21 protein-coding genes are annotated in these 22,684 nt (G+C 44.0%); 20 read left to right on the top strand and 1 reads right to left on the bottom strand.

Annotation, left to right across the window (positions count from 1 at the left end; all coding sequences use genetic code 11):
- Positions 1-600 precede the first annotated feature (600 nt).
- On the top strand, positions 601-1,740 hold the full coding sequence (locus NLX67_RS15760; RefSeq protein WP_254312472.1) for a glycerate kinase: 1,140 nt from the start codon (positions 601-603) through the stop codon (positions 1,738-1,740).
- 290 nt (positions 1,741-2,030) lie between these two features.
- On the opposite strand, the gene NLX67_RS15755 is transcribed toward NLX67_RS15760, so the two are convergent.
- Positions 2,031-2,951, bottom strand: coding sequence for a S66 peptidase family protein (locus NLX67_RS15755; RefSeq protein ID WP_254312471.1), 921 nt, complete (start codon positions 2,949-2,951; stop codon positions 2,031-2,033).
- A 58-nt stretch (positions 2,952-3,009) separates the two neighbouring features.
- On the opposite strand from NLX67_RS15755, the gene NLX67_RS15750 reads away from it, so the two are divergent.
- From NLX67_RS15750 to NLX67_RS15660, 19 genes are all read left to right on the top strand, one after another.
- On the top strand, positions 3,010-3,186 hold the full coding sequence (locus NLX67_RS15750) for a hypothetical protein (RefSeq protein ID WP_254312470.1): 177 nt from the start codon (positions 3,010-3,012) through the stop codon (positions 3,184-3,186).
- A 358-nt stretch (positions 3,187-3,544) separates the two neighbouring features.
- Positions 3,545-4,576, top strand: coding sequence for a TRAP transporter substrate-binding protein (locus tag NLX67_RS15745; RefSeq protein ID WP_254312469.1), 1,032 nt, complete (start codon positions 3,545-3,547; stop codon positions 4,574-4,576).
- Between the two features lie 34 nt (positions 4,577-4,610).
- Entirely contained in the window at positions 4,611-5,183 is a 573-nt protein-coding gene (locus tag NLX67_RS15740; protein WP_254312468.1) for a TRAP transporter small permease, read from the top strand.
- A complete protein-coding gene (locus NLX67_RS15735; protein WP_254312467.1) occupies positions 5,180-6,457 on the top strand; it encodes a TRAP transporter large permease in 1,278 nt (425 codons plus the stop codon). Before NLX67_RS15740 ends, NLX67_RS15735 begins: the two co-directional genes overlap by 4 nt.
- Before the next feature lie 59 nt (positions 6,458-6,516).
- Entirely contained in the window at positions 6,517-7,575 is a 1,059-nt protein-coding gene (locus tag NLX67_RS15730) for a TRAP transporter substrate-binding protein (RefSeq protein WP_254312466.1), read from the top strand.
- A gap of 28 nt (positions 7,576-7,603) precedes the next feature.
- Positions 7,604-8,854 carry a nickel pincer cofactor-dependent isomerase, group 22 gene (locus NLX67_RS15725; RefSeq protein ID WP_254312465.1) on the top strand — a complete coding sequence of 417 codons (1,251 nt, stop codon included), beginning with the start codon at positions 7,604-7,606 and terminating at the stop codon, positions 8,852-8,854.
- A 67-nt stretch (positions 8,855-8,921) separates the two neighbouring features.
- Positions 8,922-11,126: a dihydroxy-acid dehydratase domain-containing protein gene (locus NLX67_RS15720; RefSeq protein ID WP_254312464.1), complete on the top strand. Its 2,205-nt coding sequence runs from the start codon at positions 8,922-8,924 to the stop codon at positions 11,124-11,126.
- Positions 11,127-11,187: 61 nt separating this feature from the next.
- Positions 11,188-11,955, top strand: a complete 768-nt coding sequence (locus NLX67_RS15715; RefSeq protein ID WP_254312463.1) for an IclR family transcriptional regulator — start codon at positions 11,188-11,190, stop codon at positions 11,953-11,955.
- A 36-nt stretch (positions 11,956-11,991) separates the two neighbouring features.
- Positions 11,992-12,882, top strand: a complete 891-nt coding sequence (locus NLX67_RS15710; protein WP_254312462.1) for a fumarylacetoacetate hydrolase family protein — start codon at positions 11,992-11,994, stop codon at positions 12,880-12,882.
- 11 nt (positions 12,883-12,893) lie between these two features.
- Positions 12,894-13,193, top strand: a complete 300-nt coding sequence (locus NLX67_RS15705; RefSeq protein ID WP_254312461.1) for a UxaA family hydrolase — start codon at positions 12,894-12,896, stop codon at positions 13,191-13,193.
- Positions 13,194-13,197: 4 nt separating this feature from the next.
- On the top strand, positions 13,198-14,355 hold the full coding sequence (locus tag NLX67_RS15700) for a UxaA family hydrolase (protein ID WP_254312503.1): 1,158 nt from the start codon (positions 13,198-13,200) through the stop codon (positions 14,353-14,355).
- 23 nt (positions 14,356-14,378) lie between these two features.
- On the top strand, positions 14,379-15,845 hold the full coding sequence (gucD, locus tag NLX67_RS15695) for an alpha-ketoglutaric semialdehyde dehydrogenase GucD (protein ID WP_254312460.1): 1,467 nt from the start codon (positions 14,379-14,381) through the stop codon (positions 15,843-15,845).
- A gap of 68 nt (positions 15,846-15,913) precedes the next feature.
- Complete coding sequence (gene dgoD, locus NLX67_RS15690; RefSeq protein ID WP_254312459.1) at positions 15,914-17,062, top strand: galactonate dehydratase; 1,149 nt, start codon at positions 15,914-15,916, stop codon at positions 17,060-17,062.
- An 18-nt stretch (positions 17,063-17,080) separates the two neighbouring features.
- Positions 17,081-17,992 carry a dihydrodipicolinate synthase family protein gene (locus NLX67_RS15685; RefSeq protein ID WP_254312458.1) on the top strand — a complete coding sequence of 304 codons (912 nt, stop codon included), beginning with the start codon at positions 17,081-17,083 and terminating at the stop codon, positions 17,990-17,992.
- Positions 17,989-18,936 (top strand): U32 family peptidase, encoded by a 948-nt coding sequence (locus NLX67_RS15680; protein ID WP_254312457.1) that lies wholly within the window; start codon positions 17,989-17,991, stop codon positions 18,934-18,936. Before NLX67_RS15685 ends, NLX67_RS15680 begins: the two co-directional genes overlap by 4 nt.
- 77 nt (positions 18,937-19,013) lie before the next feature.
- Entirely contained in the window at positions 19,014-19,973 is a 960-nt protein-coding gene (locus tag NLX67_RS15675) for a C-terminal binding protein (protein WP_254312456.1), read from the top strand.
- 18 nt (positions 19,974-19,991) lie between these two features.
- The gene (locus NLX67_RS15670; RefSeq protein ID WP_254312455.1) at positions 19,992-20,855 is read left to right on the top strand and encodes a fumarylacetoacetate hydrolase family protein; all 864 of its coding nucleotides are present in this window, start codon (positions 19,992-19,994) and stop codon (positions 20,853-20,855) included.
- A 25-nt stretch (positions 20,856-20,880) separates the two neighbouring features.
- Positions 20,881-21,837, top strand: coding sequence for a sugar kinase (locus NLX67_RS15665; protein WP_254312502.1), 957 nt, complete (start codon positions 20,881-20,883; stop codon positions 21,835-21,837).
- Between the two features lie 32 nt (positions 21,838-21,869).
- Entirely contained in the window at positions 21,870-22,502 is a 633-nt protein-coding gene (locus NLX67_RS15660; protein ID WP_254312454.1) for a bifunctional 4-hydroxy-2-oxoglutarate aldolase/2-dehydro-3-deoxy-phosphogluconate aldolase, read from the top strand.
- The last annotated feature ends 182 nt before the right edge of the window (positions 22,503-22,684 follow it).

Below are 22,684 nucleotides of genomic sequence, written 5' to 3'. Positions count from 1 at the left end.
TAATCGGCGGTTTTAAACAGGGCTGCGTTCTTCCAACCGCCCCTCCCCTGGTCGAAACCAGTATGGCAACGCAAAGCGAAACGCTGGTTGCAGCCCTCAAACTATGGGTAATCATGCGGAAAAAGGTCCAATTGCGGAATTGCCCGAGTTAAAGTCCATTCGGTCGTATTTCTTGTAATCATAGAAAAGACTTTTTTTTAATACTTACATTCGGTCGTTTTCATCCAAACCTTGTTTTGAAAATCTCATTTGGCGATAATTAATTTGCTTCAAGGGGTAAGAAATTCAATCCCTAATAACTTGCTTAATGAAATAAAGGATAATGAAGTAATGCGAAACACCTAAGTAGTTAAAGATCATGCACTAGCTATCTCATATTCTCAAGCCTTAAGTAAAAGATAAAAGTCTTTTATTAAGACTTGAGATTGTCGACAAAGTCAACGTTCGTTTTTTTAAACAAAAATTTCTATTGCCGAAAAAGGCAGATATCTTTCAGAGAAGCAGGCTCTTTTTTACCTGGAGCCGATAGGTGAAACAGTGTTGGTCATACAGAATCTTCGTATTTTACCTATGATGGAGAATAAATAAGGGGTGCTGATCGTGAAGGTGTTAATTGCCATTGATTCATTTAAAGGAAGTATTACTTCAATAGACGGAAGCGAAGCCATTGCTTTGGGAATTAAAGACATCTATCAGGATGCAGAGATTGTCACCATTCCTTTGGCAGATGGCGGTGAAGGTACAGTAGAAGCCTTGGTTCATGCGACTGCTGGACAATTGGTTGAAACAAAAGTGACAGGCCCTTTACAAGAAAAAGTAGTGGCTGTATATGGCATTTTAGGAGATGAAAAAACAGCTGTGATTGAAGTAGCGGCGGCATGTGGTCTTCCGCTTGTTCCTCAAGAACAGCGTAATCCAGCTGTAACAACTACATATGGCGTTGGTGAACTTATTACGGATGCCATTGAAAAAGGGTGCCGAGAATTTGTCATTGGCCTTGGCGGAAGTGCTACGAATGATGCAGGTGTCGGGATGCTGCAGGCTTTAGGCTTTCGTTTTTTAAATCAGCAAAATGAAGAAGCAGGACTGGGTGGACAGGCCTTGAAAAACATACACAAAATCGATGTAACTCAAGTAAATCCAAAACTGAAAGACTGTACGTTCAAAGTAGCTTGCGATGTGAATAACTTTCTTTATGGACCAAAAGGAGCCACTCATGTTTTTGGTCCCCAAAAAGGAGCAACGCCAGACATGGTGAAAGAGCTGGATGAGGGGTTAAAGCACTTTGCACAGGTCGTACGGGATGAGCGGGGAACGGACATACACCATATTACAGGCGCAGGAGCGGCCGGCGGATTAGGGGCTGCGTTTACGGGGTTTTTAGATGCCAAGCTTCAGTCCGGAATCGAACTTGTATTAGAAGTCACCGGAATGGAAGCCAGCATGGATGGGGCAGATTTTGTCATTACGGGCGAAGGGAAATTAGACGGGCAGACATCTATGGGGAAGGCACCGTTGGGTGTGGCAAAGCTTGCTCATCATGACCGCATACCCGTCATTGCCTTAGCGGGTGGTGTAGCAGAAGAGGCAGCTGCCTTAAATGAACTTGGCATCACTTCTTATTTCTCGATTATGAATGCACCCATGTCTTTGGAAGAAGCAATGGATTCAAAAATGACTTATCAGAACTTGCGCTTGACGACAAATCAGTTGTTTCGGCTGATCAAATCAGTACGATAAATGAATTGAATAAACACATGAATCAGGAAGAAAGAAAAATGATCAGTTTTACAGCAGCCAGTCGGCTGCTCTTCTTGCTTGACCATAAAACTGTAGGATTAAATTAAAAAGTTTTCGGAAAGTATTGCAAATTCGGAATTCGGATTGTAATATGATACGGAAGTTGTATCGATTATCTATAATTAAAAATAAGTGACACGATGATTCACCAAGGACAATGGAGCATTTATAAAAGAGGAACAAAATGGATGCCGCTCATAAGGAAAACCAAAAAGAAAATCGTGTATTTATTAGCGTACAGCTGCTTCCAGCAAAGTAATCGTATTGTTGAAGGTATTTACATTCACTCTGGCGCCAATCGGAATGGCAGCTTTGTAGAATCCATGCCCTGAAGCAAGATTTGTCATTAGCGGTTTGCCGAATGGCACGATAAATTCGTTGATCAAATCGTCATAGGACTTGCCGTAGGCCTCTGGACAATTCGTGCATTCACCCATAATGATGCCGAGGCAATCCTCAAATTTTCCAGCAATCCTCATATGCTCGATATAACGGTAAACCGTATTAATAGGTTCATGAGTGTCTTCGAGGAAAAGAATTTTCCCGGCAGTGTTGATTTCATATGGTGTACCCAGAGTCCCGACAATTGATGTCAAATTCCCTCCAACAACTGGCCCGCTGACATCCCCCTGCACTCTGCCAGTAAGCGGCACTCCTGGAGGGTTCAGTATCGGACGGGGTGAAACAGTGGAGGATGTTATAGTAAAAAACTGCTCAAAGTTGTAAGCCGGTGTCAGTGCTCTAAAGTCAATAAGGAGCAAGCTGTGAAATGTAATGATGTCGGAAAACTGATATAAAACGTTCAATAAGACGGTAATATCGCTGTATCCGCTAACGATTTTTGGGTTTTGGGCGATCAGTTTGTAATCAAGGTACGGTAATATACTTTCCACACCGACGCCGCCCCTTACAGGCAAAATCATCTTCACCTCGGTGTTAGTGAACATGGACATCAAGTCTTCAGCACGTTGTTCAGCTGTTCCGGCTAGAAATCCGTTTTGTACGTATACATACTTTCCTACGGCAACCCGAAGTCCCATTCCTTGTAAAAAAGCAATGCCAGCATTGATAATACTCGCAGCAATGGGACTGCCCAGCGTAACGATGCCTACCGTATCTCCCCGCTGCAGAACTCTCGGTTTAATTGGCATCCGGTCACCTCCTTTTCTTTTGCCATCTCTTTAGGTTATGAAAGGGGGGGGAGAATATTTGATAATTCAGGATGATTGCCGAGGAAAGACAGACCAGTCAATCCACTTATGCAAGTCTGTCTCTTGCCGGCTTTCATCGAATGCTTCTTTGGGGGCACTGCCATTGGAAGGGCAGGCAGAAGTGGTCTTGTTCCTGCATCAATATTTTGAGCATCTGCAAGTGAAAAATATCTAACTTTGTCTAATCAGCAAAATTGTTATTAAATAATTAAAAATAGTTTGACAAAAATAAAAAAAGGATATTATAATCAACTTAAGTTCTTTCATATAAAACGCGGTTTTATATTATAGAACATATTTAGAACTAGATTTCCTGTACCAAAACAAAAATATGGATAATCAACATTAATATAAAATATTATAATTAGAGAAAAATAGTACTAGAAATAATTATTTTTCTTTCCTGTTCAACAAGAACAGAGTTTTATATTATAAAACTATTGATGTTGTTTTTGATAAAAGATAAAGGAGGAAGAAAACTTTTTTATTTTCATTTGTTGTGATAACGCTTACAAATAAAAGGGGGAATTTATATGAAAAAAAGAAAGTTTTTTGGAGTTGCTTCAAGCGTAACGCTTGCCGGGGCATTGCTTCTAGCAGGCTGTGGAAGTCAGGGAGAAGAAACTAGCGGCGGCGGATCTGAAGTTGAAAAGAAAACCATTAAAGTGGCACATTATTTTGCTGAAGAGCATCCTCAAAATATTGCTTTGAATGAAAAATTCAAAAAAATGGTTGAGGAAGAAAGCAATGGGGAATTGGAAGTTCAAATTTATGCCAATAGCACATTAGGGGCAGAAAAAGAATTTTATGATGGTGTCAGAAACGGAACAATTGAAATGGGTATTCCAGGATTAATTATGCAGTCGGATATTCCGAAAATGGGGGTTCCTGAATGGCCATTTTTATTTAGAGATTTTGATCATGTGAAAAAAGTATTGAATGGTCCGATCGGAGAAGAACTAACAGCTGACTTAGATCCGAAGCATGGTGTAACACCGCTTGCATGGAGTGCGAACGGATTTAGAATGTTTTCGAGTAACCGTCCGATCGAAAGTATGAAAGACTTTGACGGTCTCCGACTTAGAATGCCGAATATTCCGAACTATATCAAGTTAGGTGAATCCCTTGGAGCAAATGTGAGTCCGTTACCTATTTCTGAAGTATTTACAGCACTTGAACAAAATGTTGTCGACGCTCAAGATAATCCAATTGCAACGTTAAGATCTTCAGCCTATTACGAAGTTCAAAGTGATGTACTAGAATCAAAACATATGTTTAGTCCTAATATTTACATTATTAATAGCAAATTCTTTAACGGTTTGACAAAAGAACAACAGGAGATTATCCAAAAAGCAGCCAAGGAAGCAGCAGCATATGAGTTTGATTTATTGGAAAAAAGTTATGAAGATGACAAAAAATTCCTCCAAGATAATGAAATCAAATTTACTACACCTGACGAAAGTTTTGCAAAAGAAATGTTAGATGCGTCTCAGCCTGTATACGATGATGTTTTCAAAGAAAATGAATGGGCGGAAGAGCTGGTTGAAAAAATTAAAGCAGAATAAGTAAGCGCTTTAATAAAGGGAGTGAAGAAGTAGAATGAATAAAATATCGAGATCCTTAGAAAACACATTAAATATTGTTATGGCTGTTGCACTAGCGGTCATGGTCGTTCTCGTTTTTGGCAATGTCGTTCTTCGTTATGCCTTTAACTCAGGCATTACGTGGTCCGAAGAAATGTCGCGGTATCTCTTTATCTGGCTGACGTTCCTCGGTGCGATCGGCGCTTTTAAAAACAAAGAACACTTAGGTGTGGACATGCTGGTTAAGCGGCTGCCTAATAAGATGAAAAGATTAGTCATTGTGATTAGTGATTTAATGATATTATTTGTTCTTATTCTTGTCCTGGATGGCAGCTGGAAGATGACGATGATTAACATTGATAGTACGGCACCCGCTACGGGCATGCCGCTAGCACTTGTATATGGAACGGGGATTTTGGTGAGTGCTTCCATGGGCCTTATGACCATTTACAATTTGTATCAGGTGATCTTCAACAAAATCAAGGATGAAGATTTAGTCAAAATTAGTGAGTCGGAAGAGTTAATTTCTCTTCACGGTGATGAGTTTATCACAGATGACAGGGTAGGGAAGGAGGAGAAGAAGGCATGATAGGTATATTTGTCGGGTCTTTACTTGGAGCAATGGCATTAGGAATGCCGATTGCCTTTGCCTTACTCGTAAGCAGCGTAGTGTTAATGTACTTCCTTGGTATTTTTGATAGTCAAATTATCGCGCAAAACCTAATCAGCGGCGCGGATAACTTTCCTCTTATGGCCATTCCGTTCTTTATGCTGGCGGGGGAGGCGATGAATCAGGGTGGATTGTCGCGGCGGATCGTTGAAATGGCAATGACGCTGGTCGGCCATATCAGGGGAGGCCTTGGCTATGTAGCCATTTTCGCGGCTTTATTATTTGCCAGTATTTCCGGTTCTGCTGTAGCTGATACAGCGGCCCTGGGTGCCGTCTTAATTCCGATCATGGCCAAAGCCGGTTATGACGTGAATCGTGCGAGCGGACTGATTGCCACGGGCGGGATTATTGCCCCGGTTCTTCCGCCGAGCATCGGTTTTATCATTTTTGGTGTAGCGAGTGGCGTATCCATTACCAAGCTTTTTATGGCGGGAATTGTGCCCGGCATACTCATGGCCCTCGGCCTGGTGATTACATGGGCCATTGTGGCCCGCAAGGATAAAGTCGTCGTGCTGCCCCGTGCATCTGCGAAGGAAATGTTTTTGGCTCTTCGCAATGGGATCTGGGCGCTTTTCCTTCCAGTGATTATTATTGCCGGGTTAAAATTTGGGATCTTTACCCCGACGGAAGCGGCGGTTGTAGCAGCAGTATACGCATTATTTGTCGGCATGGTCGTCTATCGCGAACTGAAAGTGAAAGATTTATTCAATGTGTTTGTTCATGCAGGCAAGATGACGAGTGTCGTTATGTTCCTCGTTGCTGCAGCACTCGTTTCATCCTGGCTGATTACGGTGGCTAATTTACCTGGTGAGGTCATTGGCATGCTGGAACCATTTTTGGATAAACCGGTCCTTCTATTAATTATGATTAACCTGCTGGTGATCGTGGTTGGAACAGCAATGGATATGACACCAACAATCCTAATCCTGACACCTGTATTAATGCCGATTGTTGAAGCAGCGGGTATTGATCCTGTTTATTTCGGTGTCCTGTTTATTCTTAATAACGCGATTGGTTTGCTTACACCGCCGGTTGGGACCGTCTTAAATGTCATGTGCGGGATAAGTAAAATCAGTATGGAAGACCTGATGAAGGGAATCTGGCCTTTCTTGCTCGTTGAAGTAATTATATTGATTTTGTTAATCATATTCCCTTCATTAGTATTAGTCCCTCTTGAATGGTTTACATCCTAAAGCAATGAAACTAGTAATTGGGTTTGGATAATAAGATTTATAACATTTTAGGAGGAATTATGATGAATACTTTGTTGAAACGTTTAGCAGCTGGAGTGATTTTGCCGGGAGTTTTACTCTTGGGCGCTTGCAGCAATGAGGATAGCAGTGCAACAAAAAATGAAAGCGCTGCAACTGAGGGTATTCAAGAGAGAACGATTAGAACAGGGATCGGAAACGGTGAAGCACATCCACAAGGGCAGGGGATGGAGAAATTTAAAGAGCTCCTTGAAGAAAAAAGTGACGGAAAAATGAAAGTCCAAAACTTCTACGATGCCACTCTTGGAGATGACCAGAAGATGACAGAAGCTCTTCAAGCCGGTACGCAGGAAGTAACAACCCCTTCAACTTCCCCACTCGTGGGAATGATTAAGGAGTTTGGAATTTATGACTTCCCGTTTGTCTTTAATACTGAAGAAGAAGCTTACGCAGTACTTGATGGTGCAGTCGGCCAAAAGCTTTTGGATAAATTACCGGAGCATGGTTTAGTAGGTCTTGGATACTGGGAAAACGGCTTCCGAAACTTAACAAACAGCAAACATCCAGTAGAAACAGCTGCTGATTTCAAAGGCCTTAAAATTCGTACAATGCAAAATGAAGTACACTTAGATGCATTTTCGAAATTAGGGGCTAATCCATCCCCGATGGCTTTTTCTGAAGTATTTACCGCGTTAGAAACAGGTACTGTTGATGGGCAGGAAAATCCGCTCGCAACCATTCAAACGCAAAAATACAATGAAGTACAAGACTACTTAAGCATTACAAGACATGTTTATACACCATTTGTATTCCTTGTCAGCAAAAAGTTCTGGGATGACTTATCAGAAGAAGAACAAAAAATCATGAGTGAAGCTGCAAAAGAAGCTGGAGAATACCAACGGAAACTTAATCAGGAAGAAAATGAGAAAGCACTTAAATTCCTAGAAGAAGAAGGAATGAAAATCAACGAAGTAACACCAGAAGAAATGGCGAAAATGAAAGAAGTTATTCAGCCTGTGACAGACGAATATGCACAAAAATTCGGTGTCGATCTTGTAGAAGAAATGATGACTGAAGTTGAAAAAGTGCGCGGCAATTAATCCAGCCCTTCAGTAAGGAGAAATGACAATGGATATTATTTCGGAGCTTTTACGGGACATCCAGTTACCCAAAATGATCAAAGTACGGCAGAAATTTCATGCACCTCAACTCGCTGATGTAGCGGGTGAGGTGCAAAAAGCAATAAACGAAGCAGGTGTCTTATCAAGAATATCTGAAAAAGACAATGTAGCTATTGCTGTAGGAAGCAGAGGAGTAGCCGATCTGCCTATCCTAGTAAGAGAAACAGCCGCTGCGGTAAAAAAAGCAGGCGGCAATCCATTTATCGTACCTGCAATGGGCAGCCACGGCGGTGCAACAGCAGAAGGGCAAATCGACGTGCTGCTTCAGCTGGGTGTAACAGAAGAAGCTGTTGGAGCACCAATAAGGTCTTCAATGGAAGTAGTGAAACTGGATGAATTACCTAATGGGCTGCCTGTATATATCGATAAGCTTGCCTATGAATCAGACAAAATTATTGTCATCAATCGGATAAAGCCGCACACTGCATTCCGCGGACCGGTTGAAAGCGGACTCATGAAAATGATCACAATCGGTTTAGGTAAGCAAAAGGGAGCTGAAGCGGCTCATGCATACAGCTTTAAGTATATGGCTGAACACGTACCTGAGATGGCGAAAATTTCCTTAGCAAAAGCTCCGATCATATTTGGCCTTGCGACTATTGAGAATGCTTACGATAAACCCGCGAAAATCGTCGCTGTACCGGTAGAGGATTTGGAGAAGGTAGAACCGGAACTATTGATAGAAGCGAAATCATTAATGCCAAAGATACATTTCGATACGATGGACGTACTCATTGTAAATGAAATAGGAAAAGACATTTCCGGAGATGGAATGGATCCAAACATAACAGGCAACTTCGCGACCCCTTATGCCACTGGGGGTCCAGACGTTAAACGGACCGTTGTCCTTGGACTGACTGAGAAAACTCATGGGAATGCAAACGGCATCGGTATGGCGGATATGACGACGAAAGCGGTTATGAATGAAATCGAATGGGAAAAAGGATATGCCAATGCACTCACCAGCACAGTGACAGAGGTTGTAAAGCTTCCGATGTGTTTAGATACACAGGAATTGGCGGTTAAAGCTGCGATCAAAACGTGCAATGCCTTTGATTTAAATAAAGTAAGGGTCGTAAGAATAAAAAACACACTTGAAATCGGTGAAATTTGGATTTCTGAAAGCATGATTGAAGAGGCTGAAAAAAATAACAGTTTAGAGATTTTATCAGAGCCAGAAGACTTGGTATTAAACTAGTAGACTGTGGCCGTTCGTTATTTCTTTTAGTAGCATTCATTGGAATATTGTGAAAAGGAGTGCTGAAATGACTCATTTATACCCCCACATTGATAATGATGTAAACCCTTACCGCGATAACGTACAGGGAAAAGCAAATGAACCGATCACGGTTGCCGGGCTGCTGGACCGCTCAAAGCTGACGCTTGGCTCCACATATGAAGGCGGCAAGCCAGACTGGACGCTGGAAGAAATTTATATGAGGCTAGAGCGAAATGCGCCGCGTATTGCGATTATCGGCGGTTCATCCGATCATCCAGCGCACATTATGGATTACCAAACATCGGCACGGGCAGCAATCCGCATCTGGCAAAACGGCGGCGTGCCATTTTACTTTTCGACACCGGTTATGTGTGACGGGACAGCCCAAAGCAATCAAGGGATGAGTTACTCACTACAAAGCCGAAACGCGGTTGCACAAATGGTTGTCAATCAGCTTGAAGCACACAGTTATCATGGCGCATTCGTTATTCAAGGGTGTGATAAGCAGCCGCTTGGTGTTGTAAGCGCGCTCGCACATGTCGACCGTGTACGCCGCAGCCGTGGTGAAGCGCCCTTTTTCGCGACATTCGCACCGGCTCACGTATTAGAAGGCGGCTCAATTCCAGATGACGTGATTGAAGAATTGGAAGCGCTGGCGAAAAAAGCGGAAAGTGAAGGCGCAGAGGATGTAGCCGTTGATTTACGCGATACGATGGCGTACATCTTGCAATGTTCATCGAATACCGCATTCCAGGGCGTATTCGAACGGGCATATGAGCGAGGCATTTTGACGAAAGAACAGCACAAATATTTTGAAATGCGGCTCGCTGTCGCAACATGTGACGGACAGGGAGGCGTGTGTGCCTTTAATGGAACGGGCAATAGTTCACGCCATTTAGTCGCGGGAATGGGGCTCGTTCATCCAGCAGTCGAGCTCCTGACAGATCCACCATCACAGCGCCAGATTAACGCGGTGCTTGACAGCTTTGCGGGAATGATAAACGATGAGCGATATGGCGTGGCCAACATTGTCGCGGCGAACATTAAAAATGCAATTCGCATTCACAGCGCGTCCGGTGGATCGACGAACTTAATGATGCATATCGTCGCGGGCATGCTCTATGCAGGATACAAATTCAGCTTATGGGATCTTGACCGCATTCACCATTCGCATCCGATTCCTGATTTATTTGACTACAGCCTTACAGAAGGCAGGGACATTTATTCGCTCGCAATGCAATGCTGCAGCGGTACAAGTCGTGGAATGGAAACGCTCTTTTATGAACTCATTGAAAATGGCGTGCCAATGGACCAGGATGCGCCGACTGTGGCCGCAAAAACGTGGAAAGAACGTCTGGCGATTACACGCAGCCTGCAGGCGGTGAATGTAAAAGAAGATAAGGTCATTTTATCCACTCCACGTCGTGGATTCAGTGGTGTGGATGTCTTAAAAGGAAACTTCTTTGAAAGTGCTGTTGTGAAAATTAGCGGCATGCCGACACCACAGCTTGATCAATTCGATGATAAGCTGGCATTCGCTCTTTATTACGAAAATGAAGATGATGCGAATAGAAACCTGCTTGATCCACGTCTGCTTGCCAAAATAAAAGAGCAAAAGCTGTTCGCGCATGACCGTTTGCTTTCAACATTGAAATACAATAACGAACAGGAATGGCTGCGTCTTCAAAATAAATCATATGATGAATTGTTTGATGAGATGGCAGAAGAAGGCATTTTAAAAATTGCTGTCATTATCGCAGGTCAGGGACCGGTAGCATTTGGTATGCCGGAAATGTTTACACCGATGCAGCATATTAATGCGAGTCGTGTCATGAAAAAACTGGCGACAATCATCAGTGACGGCCGATATTCTGGCGTGACATATGGAGCAGCAATTGGTCATATGACACCGGAAGCGTATGAAGATGGTGGCATCGGCTTCTTGAAAACAGGAGATATCCTGCACCTGCAGCTTCGTGGACGCCGTATTGATTTTGTTGATCCAATCCAGCTTTTAGAAGGGGAAGTCGTACACGATTTTAAAGAAGCATGGAAAGAAGAGAGACAATCACTAGTAACAGAGCGAAAGCAGCGAATGAAGGTTCGCCAAAAAATGGTGGCGGCGAGCAACCGGATGTATGGACATACAGATGCAGCGAATGGGGTTGTCCCAATCGCTGTCGTTGAAGATGCGGTCCTTGATTATGAGCAGGATATATTGCTTTTGGAAACAAACCAAGTTATAAAATAAGACATGCTCGTCAAAAATCCGGTAAAATAAAGGCCAGCAGAAGATAGAGGAGTGAAGAACAATGCCTATTATCCAATCGGTGGAGCGTGCATTGAAAATATTGGATTTATTTGACGAGCGTGAGCGGGAATTAACAATTACAGAGATTAGCAAACGAATGAATTTGCATAAAAGTACCGTTCATTCGCTTTTAAAAACATTACAGGTGCATCACTATATTTCACAAAATGAAGAGAACGGAAAGTACTTGCTCGGTTTAAAGTTATTTGAGCGGGGGAGCATGGTAGTGAGCCATCTTGATCTGCGCCGTGTCGCCAGAAAACATCTTGAAAGGCTTTCAGCGATCACAAACTTAACGATTCACCTCGTTGTGTTAGACGGCCAGGAAGGTGTATATGTAGATAAAGTGGAAGGCAGCGGAGTAACAGTGGTCTATTCCCGTATCGGCCGGCGCGTTCCAATTCATACGAGTGGAGTTGGCAAATCACTTGTCGCAACCAAAACGGACAGTGAACTCGATTTGCTTTTAGACGGCTATAATTTTACGAGACCAACTGAAAAATCAATTGGCTCTAAAGAGGAATTTTTAGCGGTAATCGAACAAGCACGTAATGCCGGATATTCAATGGATAATGAAGAAAATGAACCGGGTATTGTCTGTTTAGCTGTCCCAATTAAAGACTATTCAGGCAAAGTAATCGCAGCTATGAGTGTATCGATGCCTGCGTCGAAAATAAACGAAGAAACCCGTGAGTATTATGTCCGTATTCTAAAAGAATGCAGTAGTAACATTTCGCAAGGGCTCGGATATGAATATGAAAAAATATAAAACATGATGACTTGTCATTTAGGAGGAAAATAGAAAATGAGAATTATTCGCTATGTAAAAGAAAACGAAAAACAACTTGCTGTCGTCACAAATGAAAATAATGTAGTGGACCTGCCATTTACAGATTTTATGTCGTTGATTGAAAAAGCACGCGAGAAAAACAAAACAGCATTTGACATTGTAAAACAGATAGCAACAGATGGAGAAAAACAGCCATTGGACGGCCTTCATTTAACAACGCCAATTGACGCACCGGAAGTATGGGCATCTGGTGTGACATATAAAAAAAGCAAGGAAGCGCGCAACTATGAAGCGACTGAAGGAAAGCTTGACCGCGAGACGTTCTATGACAAAGTGTATGATGCAGTGCGCCCCGAGATTTTCTTTAAATCGACTGCAGCAAGAACCGTGGGCCCGAATGATCCGGTTTACTTACGCTCAGATTCCAACTGGCAAATTCCTGAGCCGGAGCTTGGTCTTGTCATCGACAAGGAAGGCACCGTACTCGGCTATATCGCAGGAAATGATATGAGCTGCCGGGACATTGAAGGTGAAAATCCGCTTTATCTTCCACAGGCAAAAGTATGGAAAAACTCGTGCTCTATCGGACCAGCTATTTTATTAAAAGAAGCAGTTTCAGATCCGTATGAGTTTAAAATTATGTGCCGTATATATCGAAATGAAGAAAAAGTATTTGACGGCGAAGCACAAGTCAATCAGCTAAAACGCACATTGGATGAACTTGTCCACTACTTAGTGCTCGACAATGACATTTTTGACGGTACCGTACTTTTGACAGGCACATGCGTTGTTCCGCCAAATGAATTCACATTAAACGATAATGATCGCATTGAAATTGAAATCCCTGGCATCGGCGTTTTGAATAATCCAGTTGTCCAAATTAAAAAAGCAGCACAAGCCATTTAAGGGGTAGCAAAATGAGCGAATACAAAACACTGTATCTAAGCGAAAAAGATAGTGTAGCTGTCGCTTTATCGGACATACCTGAACACGTTTCTGTTATCGTAAAAGGAAAAAAACAAGACATTCCGGTGACAATCCTTGAACCGATTCGCTTTGGCCATAAGTTCGCGGTCAAAGCGATCGAGCAGGGGGCTGACATTATTAAATACGGAGAAGTAATTGGTGCGGCAGTCGTCGCAATTCCAGCAGGTGCACACGTTCACGTACACAATTTAGAAGGCAAAAGAGGAAGAGGTGACAAAATTGCTAAATGAAAAAATGCAGTTTTGGGGTTATCGACGTCCGGATGGGCGCGTTGGTGTCCGAAATCATGTACTGATTTTGCCGACGATTACATGCGCGACGCAAACAGCCCAGCGCGTAACAGAGCTAGTCAGCGGAACGGTTACATTTATTCACCAGCATGGCTGTGCACAAGTTGGCAATGATTATGATCAAACGGCCCGAACGTATGCGGGAATGGGCATGAATCCAAATGTATACGGTGTCATTGTTCTCGGTCTTGGCTGTGAGACGCATCAGGCGCACCGTATTGGAGATGAGATTGCCAAATGCGGCAAACCGGTCGAAACGGTATCGATTCAAGATCATGGCGGTACGCTTCAAACCATAGCGGAAGTAGCGAAAATTGCAGTCAAAATGGTACAGGATGCCTCGATGGTGCAGCGCGAATTATGTGACTTTAGTGAGCTGATCGTCGGCACAGAATGTGGTGGATCGGATGCGTGTTCCGGCTTATCAGCGAACCCGGCAGTCGGACGAACGAGCGATATGATTGTCCAGCAGGGCGGAACCGCTATTTTAGCAGAAACGACTGAACTTATCGGTGCGGAACACTTGCTCGCCAATCGTGCAGCAAACGACCAGGTTGCGAAAAAAGCTTATGCGGTTATTAAAGCGATGGAAAACCGCTCGATTCAAATGGGTGTCGATATCCGCACCGGCAATCCGAGTCCCGGAAACATTGAAGGCGGGCTCAGCTCGCTCGAAGAAAAATCACTCGGAGCCTCGACAAAATCAGGTACAACCCGATTGGAAGAAGTCATTGATTATGCACAGGTGCCGACGAAAAAAGGGCTCGTGTGGATGGATACGCCGGGACACGACATTGAGCAATTGACGGGCATGGTCGCAGGCGGTGCTCAAGTTGTTCTCTTTACAAGTGGACGCGGCACGCCGACGGGGTCACCGATTGTCCCTGTCATTAAAATTTCAACGAATACGCCAATGTTTGAGCGGATGAGTGAAAACATGGATTTAGATGCAGGTACGATTGTCGATGGAATAGAAACCGTTAATGACGTCGGCTGGCGTATCATGAATGAAATCCAACACGTTTCAAACGGCAAACTCACAAAAGCAGAAATTTTAAAGCAGCATGATTTTGGAATCTGGAGAATTGGGCCAACATTTTAATTAAAAAGGAGCTACAACTAATTATGACAACTACATTTGCAACGAAAACATATAAAAACTTTATTAACAATGAATGGATAGATGCTTCATCTGATAAAACGATTACAAGTATTAGTCCGGCGGATAGAGAACCGGTTGGCTACGTGCAAAGCTCAACCGAAGACGATTTGAACAAAGCAGTGGAAGCGGCGCACAATGTAAAAAAAGAATGGCGCAGACTCGGTCAGTCAGCACGTGGTCAAATCCTTTTCAAGGCGGCAAATATTTTAGAAGAAAACCTTAATGAAATTGCGGAAACAATGACGCGCGAAATGGGGAAAACGCTTCCAGAGGCTAAAGGTGAAACGGCGCGTGGTATCGCCATTCTTCGTTACTATGCAGGCGAAGGCATGCGGAAAGAGGGCGATGTTATTCCGTCATCAGATAAAGATGCCCTAATGCTTACGAAACGGACGCCCCTTGGTGTTGTCGGTGTGATCACACCGTGGAACTTCCCGGTCGCGATTCCAATTTGGAAAATGGCTCCGGCACTCGTATACGGCAATACAATTGTTTGGAAACCTGCTACTGAAGGCGCTGTTACAGCGGCGAAGGTAATGGAATGTCTTGCAAAAGCCGGTTTCCCGGCAGGTGTTGTGAACTTCATCACGGGTTCCGGCTCCGTAATTGGCCAAGGACTTATTGACCATCCACTTTTGAATGCCATTACCTTTACCGGCTCTGAAAATGTCGGTCAGGGCGTAGCGAAATCGGCTTCGGCACGCGGCATTAAATATCAGCTTGAAATGGGCGGGAAGAATCCGGTTATCGTCACGAAAGATGCGAATATTGACCAAGCGGTAGAAGCCGTTATCAGCGGCGGATTCCGTTCTTCCGGTCAAAAGTGTACCGCATCAAGCCGCGTTGTCGTTGAATCAGCGGTCTATGAAGAATTTAAACAAAAGCTTGTTGAAGAAGCTGGAAAAATTACAGTAGGAAACGGGCTGGAAGAAGGCATTTGGATGGGGCCTTGTGCAAGCGAAAGCCAGTTCAATACCGTAACAGAATACATTGAAAAAGGAAAGCAGGAAGGCGCAAAACTCGCACACGGCGGTGAGGTGTTAACAGGCGGCGTGTACGATAAAGGCTTTTTCGTCACACCAGCGATTTTCGAAGACGTGACGGCGGACATGGCCATTGCACAGGAAGAAATTTTTGGCCCGGTCATCGCACTTATTAAAGCAGCGGATCTCGAAGAAGCAATTGATGTGGCGAACAATACAAAATACGGATTGAGCGCATCAATTTTTACGTCCAACATTAATTCGATTCTTGAATTTATCGATGAAATCGAAGTAGGGCTTGTCCGGATCAATGCAGAGAGCGCCGGCGTTGAACTGCAGGCACCGTTTGGCGGCATGAAAGCATCCAGCTCCGGTTCACGCGAGCAGGGAGAAGCAGCGAAAGAGTTTTTCACAGCCATCAAAACGGTCTTCATTAAAGGTTCATAATCACAAAATGAAGAAGAGGTTTCCTGGTTCGGAAACCTCCTTCCACTAAAAAAATTGCGGGGTGCTGTATGAAAATTACAAAAGTTTCGCTGTTTAAAGTTCCGCCGCGCTGGCTGTTTTTAAAAATCGATACAGATGAAGGCATTTCTGGCTGGGGAGAGCCTGTCGTTGAAGGCCGTGCTGAAACGGTGAAAGCAGCAGTAAACGAATTGGCTGATTACTTAATCGGCCGTGATCCGAACGACATTGAAGACATCTGGCAAACGCTGTACCGGGGTGGTTTTTACCGGGGCGGTCCAATTTTAATGAGTGCCATTTCAGGAATTGAGCAGGCATTATGGGACATTAAAGGAAAATATTATAATATTCCTGTATACCAAATGCTTGGCGGCAAGGCACGCCAAAAAATTAAAGTGTATTCCTGGATAGGCGGCGATCGTCCGGTTGATGTCGCCGTTGCAGCAAAAGAAAAGCAAGACCAAGGCTTCCTTGCTGTCAAAATGAACGCATCTGAGGAAATGAACTACATAGACAGCTTTTCGAAAGTAGAAGCGGTCATTGAACGTGTCGCGTCAATTCGTGAAGCGGTTGGCAAAGACTTTGGCATTGGCGTTGATTTTCACGGGCGCATTCATAAAACGATGGCGAAAGCGATTGTGAAAGAACTCGAACCATACCGCCCAATGTTCATTGAAGAGCCGGTTCTGCCGGAAAACAATGAAGCACTTCGTGAGATTGCCTGGCACACGACTTGTCCGATTGCGACGGGTGAAAGAATGTATACACGCTGGGGCTTTAAGCAGCTCCTTCAAGACGGCTATGTCGATATTATTCAGCCGGATCTGTCTCATGCAGGCGGTATTTTAGAAGGGAAAAAAATTGCCGCGATGGCAGAAGCATATGATGTAGCCATTGCGCCGCACTGCCCGCTCGGTCCGATGACTCTTGCTTCATCGATTCACCTGGACGCAACAACGCCAAACTTCATTATTCAAGAGCAAAGCTTGGGTATTCATTACAACGAAGGCATGGATATTCTCGACTATATGAAAAACCCAGAACTATTTAACTATGAAAATGGTTATGTGAAAATTCCGGATAAACCGGGTCTTGGGGTAGAAATTGATGAAGAAAAAGTGAAGCAGGCAGCAGAAATCGGACATGACTGGAAAAACCCGATTTGGCGGCATGAAGATGGCGGTATCGCCGAATGGTAATAAGAGGGGGAGAGAACAATGAACTTTCATGGTATTATTCCACCGGTTGTCACATTGTTTGATGAAGCTGGAAATTTAGATTTAGCACTGAACAGACGCTATATTGATCAATTAATTTCACGGAATATTAACGGTATTCTATTAATGGGAAGTTCAGGGGAGTTCTCGTCACTCACAATAGAAGAACACAAGCTGTACGTGAGGGAAATGATCAAGCATATTAACCGTCGTATACCGGTCATGGTCGGTGTCGGGCATACCGCGTTAAAAGAAGTACTTGAACTGACGTCTTATGCAGAAGAGCATGGAGCAGACGGTGTTCTTGTCGTCAGCCCGTATTACTGGAAGCTATCAGACGAGCAGCTATACCGTTTTTATTCGATCGTCGCGAATCAAACAAAGCTGCATGTGTTCATTTATAACATTCCGCTCTTAACAGGACAAAATTTGCCGGTCGAGCTGATCAAAAAATTAGTCGAAGCGCATCCAAACATTGCCGGTATTAAAGAAACAGTCAGTGATTTTGGCCATCTTCGTCAAGTTCTGACGGAAGTGACAAAAGTGCGCAGTGACTTCCGCGTCTTCTCTGCGTTTGATGAACATCTGCTTCCAGCTCAAATGATCGGCGCAGCGGGAAGCATTAACGGAAGCGCTGTCTTCGCGCCGGAAATATCGGTTAATTTATATGAATCGTATCAAAAAGGGGATCTGGCTGAAGCACAGAAAAATCATCAAGTGATTTCAAAGCTAATGGATGTGTACACATTCGGACCAACATTTTTCACAGCAATGAAAGAAGCCGTTCACCAGCGCTGGTTTAACGTGCCAGCTGGGCACCGTGCTCCGTGCGATGTATATCCGGCTGATTTGCGTGACAATGTAGCAGCACTTTTAAAAAATATTGAAATGAAAGAAGGTATCCAACTATGAAAGAATCGCGCGACTTGCTCGAACAATTAGGCTACCCATCTACCGATTTTCAAGAATTGCCAACATCAACAAAAACATTTCCTGACGGCGCACAGTACCGTATTGAACTTCCCAGTGTAGAAGGTCCGGTTGCACTAAAAGAAACATTGAAAGAAATTGACCGCCTCGGCTTGACGATTCACCGTATATCTCAAGGAAGCGGCATCATGCTTCAAACGGATGAAGAAATTAAAGAAATGTGCGAAATGACAGCAGCACGTGGCATGGAGCTTAGCTTGTTTGTTGGCCCGCGCGGTACATGGGATGTCAGTGCAGGACCGCTTACACCTGGTGGTAAATCACAGGGGATTCGCCATGAAGGTGCCGACCAGCTTGTGTACGCAATGGAAGACTTAAAAAGAGGAGCAGCACTTGGTCTTCGCGGTGCGTTAGTTGGCGATGAAGGACTTCTTCTTCTAACGAAAGAAATGAAAAAACACGGACAGCTGCCGGAAGACTTTGTTGTGAAAGTATCGGTTCAAATGGGTTCAGCTAATCCAGTATCTGTTAAATTGATGGAAGACATTGGTGCGGATACATACAACGTGCCACCTGCACTAACGCTGTCTAAACTGGCGGCGATCCGTCAGGCAATCGATATTCCGATTGATTTGTACGTAGAAGTGCCGGACACATTCGGCGGCTTTCTCCGCTATTATGAAATACCAGAAATTATCCGCGTATTGGCGCCAGTTTACATCAAATTCGGGCTTCGTAATCACCCTGATGTATACCCTTCCGGGAAACAGTGGGAAAGCACAAACATTTCACTCGCTCAAGAACGTGTACGCCGTGCTTCGATTGGCATTCAAATGATTGAACGCTACTATCCAGAAGCAAAAACATCGAAACTCGGTGCAGAAGGACTCGGTATTGCGAAAGTCCAAAAAGAAGCAAAGAAATAAATGATTTCCACCTGAAACGCGAGGGGGTCCCCTGTTCGTTTCAGGAATTTATTACAACATTTAAGGAGTGGAGCCAAATGGCCTTTAAAGTATTATTAACTGATTATGAATTTGAGCATTTGCAATATGAAGAAGAGGTTTTTCAAGAAAGCGGGCTGGACATTGAATTCATTAAAGCACAATGCAAAACAGAAGAAGAAGTGATTGAACAGGCAAAACATGTTGATGCGATCTTAAACCAGTATGCGCCGGTGTCACGCCGTGTAATTGAATCACTGGAAAACACAAAAATCATTTCCCGTTACGGGGTCGGCGTTAACACGATTGACTTAGATGCAGCAAAAGAAAAAGGCATCACCGTTGCAAACGTACCAGACTATGGCATGGAAGAAGTATCGAATCATGCATTGGCTCTTTTGCTTTCATGGGCACGTAAAGTAACACTGTTAAACAATGAAGTAAAAAAAGGCAACTGGGACTTTAAAGCGTGTGTACCGATTCATCGCTTTAACGAGCAAACAGTCGGTGTTCTTGGCTTTGGACGCATTCCGCGCCGTTTTATTGAAAAAGTGAAACCGCTTGGCTTTAAAACTGCTGCCTACGATCCATTTGTATCGGCAGAAGACATGGCTGCCGTTGGTGTTCAGAAAATGGAACTGGACGAAATAATTCGCGAATCCGACTTTTTGTCAGTACACGTACCGCTTATTGATGACACATTCCATTTGATTAACGAAGAGCGCCTTAATCAAATGAAGAGAAACGCAGTCATCATTAACACGGCGCGTGGACCGATTATCGATGAAAAAGCACTTGCTGATGCACTTGAAAAAGGAATCATTGCCGGTGCCGCACTTGATGTGACAGAAGATGAGCCGGTCAGCATCGATAGCCCGCTTCTTAAAATGGATAACGTGATCATTACACCGCACAGCGCATGGTATTCAGAGGAAGCAATGATTGAGCTTCGCCAAAAAGCAGCGAAAAATATCGTTCACGTCCTAAGCGGTGAAAAAACACCGTACGCGTTGACATAAGAAAGGAACAAAACCTTTATGAAAATAGCGGCATTTTCTGTTCAAAACGACCAACATATTGGCGTTGTGCAGGACGATCAAATCATTAGCTTAACGGCACTAAGTGCAGATGAATTTCCTGCCTGTATCAAAACATTTATCGAACGAAGCGATGAACTGCGGCCACGCGCAGAGCAATTGATGGAGCAGCGTGACAAAGTAAATGCTGTATTTTCTCTTTCAAATGTGAAGATCCAAGCGCCGATTCCCCAGCCGGAAAAAATTATTTGTGTTGGACTGAATTACATTGACCATTGCAAAGAAACCGGAATGGAGCCGCCGGCTTCACCGGTCATTTTTTCAAAATATGCGAATGCGATTGTCGGCCATAATGAGGCTGTTGAGATTCCGGCCAATTCAAACGAAGTTGACTTTGAAGCAGAGCTTGCGATTGTCATTGGAAAAGAAGCGAAACGTGTGACAGAAGAAGAGGCAAATAACTATGTGTTTGGCTATACAATTTTAAATGACATTAGTGCACGTGATTTGCAATTTAAAGATGGACAATGGTCACGCGGCAAGACGGCTGACACATTTGCGCCGACAGGGCCTTTTGTTGTTACACATGATGAAGTGGGTGATCCGCATGAGCTCGCGATTTCACTAGAATTAAACGGAGAAATGATGCAAGACTCCAATACGAATAACTTAATTTTCACCGTCCCAAAAATTATTTCTTTTTTATCACAATCTATGACACTAAAGCCAGGTGATTTGATTGCAACAGGTACACCGCCTGGCGTTGGAATGGGACGAAATCCGAAAGTATGGCTGAAAAACGGTGACCGGATGAACGTCACGATTGAAAAGATCGGCACGCTTTCCAATCATGTTAAAAGCTGACGAAAAGAGAAAGAAGATGATGGACATGGATGTTGTAACAATCGGAGAAACGATGACATTATTTACGCCGAATGAAGAAGGTCCGCTTCGCCACGCCAACTCTTTTTCTATGAAATTCGGCGGTGCGGAATCCAATGTCGCGATCGGGTTAAGCCGTCTCGGTCACAGGTCGCGCTGGATCAGCCGTCTCGGCGAGGATGAATTTGGCGATGCGATGCAATCGTTTATTCGCGGTGAAGGTGTTGATGTATCATACGTGACACGCGACGCTGATGCGCCGACCGGAGTCTTTTTCAAAGAATTCAGGCGGCTGAATGATACGCGTGTCTATTATTACCGGAAAGATTCGGCGGCCAGCAAAATGACAGCTGAATTACTGCCGGAAGCGGCAATTCAAGACGCCAAGTACCTTCACATTACCGGTATTACGCCAGCACTCGGCGAATCGTGCCGTTTAATTTTGGAAAAAGCGATCCGCATCGCAAAAGAAAACGGGACAAAAATCGTTTTCGATCCAAATATTCGCTTGAAAATATGGACCGATGAAGCTGAAGCACGCCACTTCATTACAAAGTACGCATCGGAAAGTGATATTGTCCTGCCTGGAGTGGCTGAAGCCGAATTTTTATTCGGTTCACACACACCGGAGCAGTTTGTCGATCATTTTCATGAACTCGGTGTTGAAACGGTCATAATGAAATTGGGTAAAGAAGGATCACTCATTTCCGCTCCGTCTGTGCCGAAAACACGCGTACCTGGCTTTTTTGTGGAGCGTGTCGTTGATCCAATCGGTGCCGGTGATGCTTTTGCAGCCGGTGTGCTTTCCGGTCTTCTTGATGGACTGCCGCTAGAAGAAGCAGCAAGGCGCGGAAATGCCATGGGAGCCATGGTAACGATGGTGAATGGCGATGCAGAGGGTTTGCCGGTCCGCGCCGACCTCGCTTTGTTTATGAGCGGCGGCGCGGATGATGTGACGAGATAGATAGATAGATAGATAGAAAGGTGGAAAAAAGAGTGAATAAACTAGAAGAGCTAAAACAAGGAAAGCTGGTCGCCGTTATTCGCGGTGCACGCCCTGATCAAATTGTACCGATCGCTCGAGCCCTGAAAGAAGGCGGCATCCGTACACTTGAGATTACAGTAGAAACACCAAAAGTGTGCGATTTAATTGAAAAAGTAAAAGAAGAGTTCGGCGATGATATCATTGCGGGTGCCGGTACAGTATTAGATCCGGAAACGGCCCGTGCGACCATTATGGCTGGAGCGGAATTTATCTTTTCGCCAACGGTCAATGTCGAAACCATTAAAATGACGAAGCGGTATGGCACTATCAGCATCCCCGGTGCGCTTACACCAACGGAAATTTTGACTGCTTACGAGCATGGAGCAGACATTATTAAAGTATTCCCGGCAGATGTACTTGGGGTTGGCTACTTTAAAAATCTTAAAGGCCCGCTGCCGCACATCCCTCTTATGCCGACAGGCGGTGTCAATCTTGGCAACCTCGCTTCCTTTTTAAAGGCAGGTGCCGTTGCGGCAGGACTCGGCGGTTCTTTAATCAATCCAGCGAAATTAATTTCAGATGAAGACTACGCCGAGTTGACAGAAACTGCAAAAAAATTCTCGGCCATCGTGCAAAATAGTTAATAAAAGCCGCCGCTAATGTGCGCGGCTTTTTTTTAAAAAGAAATAAAAGCAACTACCATGGATGAATCGAAGAAACAGGTCATTTCCACTTTAGCGTTCACCTAATACTGTATGCAAAAACGATTTCGGAGTAATAAATATCATTTCTCACTGTATTGCCCATTGAAACCATAAACAAATGT

The sequence above is a fragment of the Domibacillus sp. A3M-37 genome (genome assembly GCF_024213455.1).
Classification (GTDB): Bacteria; Bacillota; Bacilli; order Bacillales; family Domibacillaceae; genus Domibacillus; species Domibacillus tundrae.
The sequence above is the reverse complement of the archived record's forward strand: the minus strand, read 5'-3'. Positions and strand labels throughout refer to the sequence as shown.

Coding starts and splice junctions, on each gene's coding strand:
- NLX67_RS15715 (WP_254312463.1), top strand. CDS start 11,188: ATGCCTATTATCCAATCGGTGGAGCGTGCATTGAAAATATTGGATTTA.
- NLX67_RS15740 (WP_254312468.1), top strand. CDS start 4,611: ATGAATAAAATATCGAGATCCTTAGAAAACACATTAAATATTGTTATG.
- NLX67_RS15755 (WP_254312471.1), bottom strand. CDS start 2,951: ATGCCAATTAAACCGAGAGTTCTGCAGCGGGGAGATACGGTAGGCATC.
- NLX67_RS15725 (WP_254312465.1), top strand. CDS start 7,604: ATGGATATTATTTCGGAGCTTTTACGGGACATCCAGTTACCCAAAATG.
- NLX67_RS15745 (WP_254312469.1), top strand. CDS start 3,545: ATGAAAAAAAGAAAGTTTTTTGGAGTTGCTTCAAGCGTAACGCTTGCC.
- NLX67_RS15705 (WP_254312461.1), top strand. CDS start 12,894: ATGAGCGAATACAAAACACTGTATCTAAGCGAAAAAGATAGTGTAGCT.
- NLX67_RS15670 (WP_254312455.1), top strand. CDS start 19,992: ATGAAAATAGCGGCATTTTCTGTTCAAAACGACCAACATATTGGCGTT.
- NLX67_RS15680 (WP_254312457.1), top strand. CDS start 17,989: ATGAAAGAATCGCGCGACTTGCTCGAACAATTAGGCTACCCATCTACC.
- NLX67_RS15710 (WP_254312462.1), top strand. CDS start 11,992: ATGAGAATTATTCGCTATGTAAAAGAAAACGAAAAACAACTTGCTGTC.
- NLX67_RS15675 (WP_254312456.1), top strand. CDS start 19,014: ATGGCCTTTAAAGTATTATTAACTGATTATGAATTTGAGCATTTGCAA.
- dgoD (WP_254312459.1), top strand. CDS start 15,914: ATGAAAATTACAAAAGTTTCGCTGTTTAAAGTTCCGCCGCGCTGGCTG.
- gucD (WP_254312460.1), top strand. CDS start 14,379: ATGACAACTACATTTGCAACGAAAACATATAAAAACTTTATTAACAAT.
- NLX67_RS15665 (WP_254312502.1), top strand. CDS start 20,881: ATGGATGTTGTAACAATCGGAGAAACGATGACATTATTTACGCCGAAT.
- NLX67_RS15685 (WP_254312458.1), top strand. CDS start 17,081: ATGAACTTTCATGGTATTATTCCACCGGTTGTCACATTGTTTGATGAA.
- NLX67_RS15700 (WP_254312503.1), top strand. CDS start 13,198: ATGCAGTTTTGGGGTTATCGACGTCCGGATGGGCGCGTTGGTGTCCGA.
- NLX67_RS15735 (WP_254312467.1), top strand. CDS start 5,180: ATGATAGGTATATTTGTCGGGTCTTTACTTGGAGCAATGGCATTAGGA.
- NLX67_RS15730 (WP_254312466.1), top strand. CDS start 6,517: ATGATGAATACTTTGTTGAAACGTTTAGCAGCTGGAGTGATTTTGCCG.
- NLX67_RS15720 (WP_254312464.1), top strand. CDS start 8,922: ATGACTCATTTATACCCCCACATTGATAATGATGTAAACCCTTACCGC.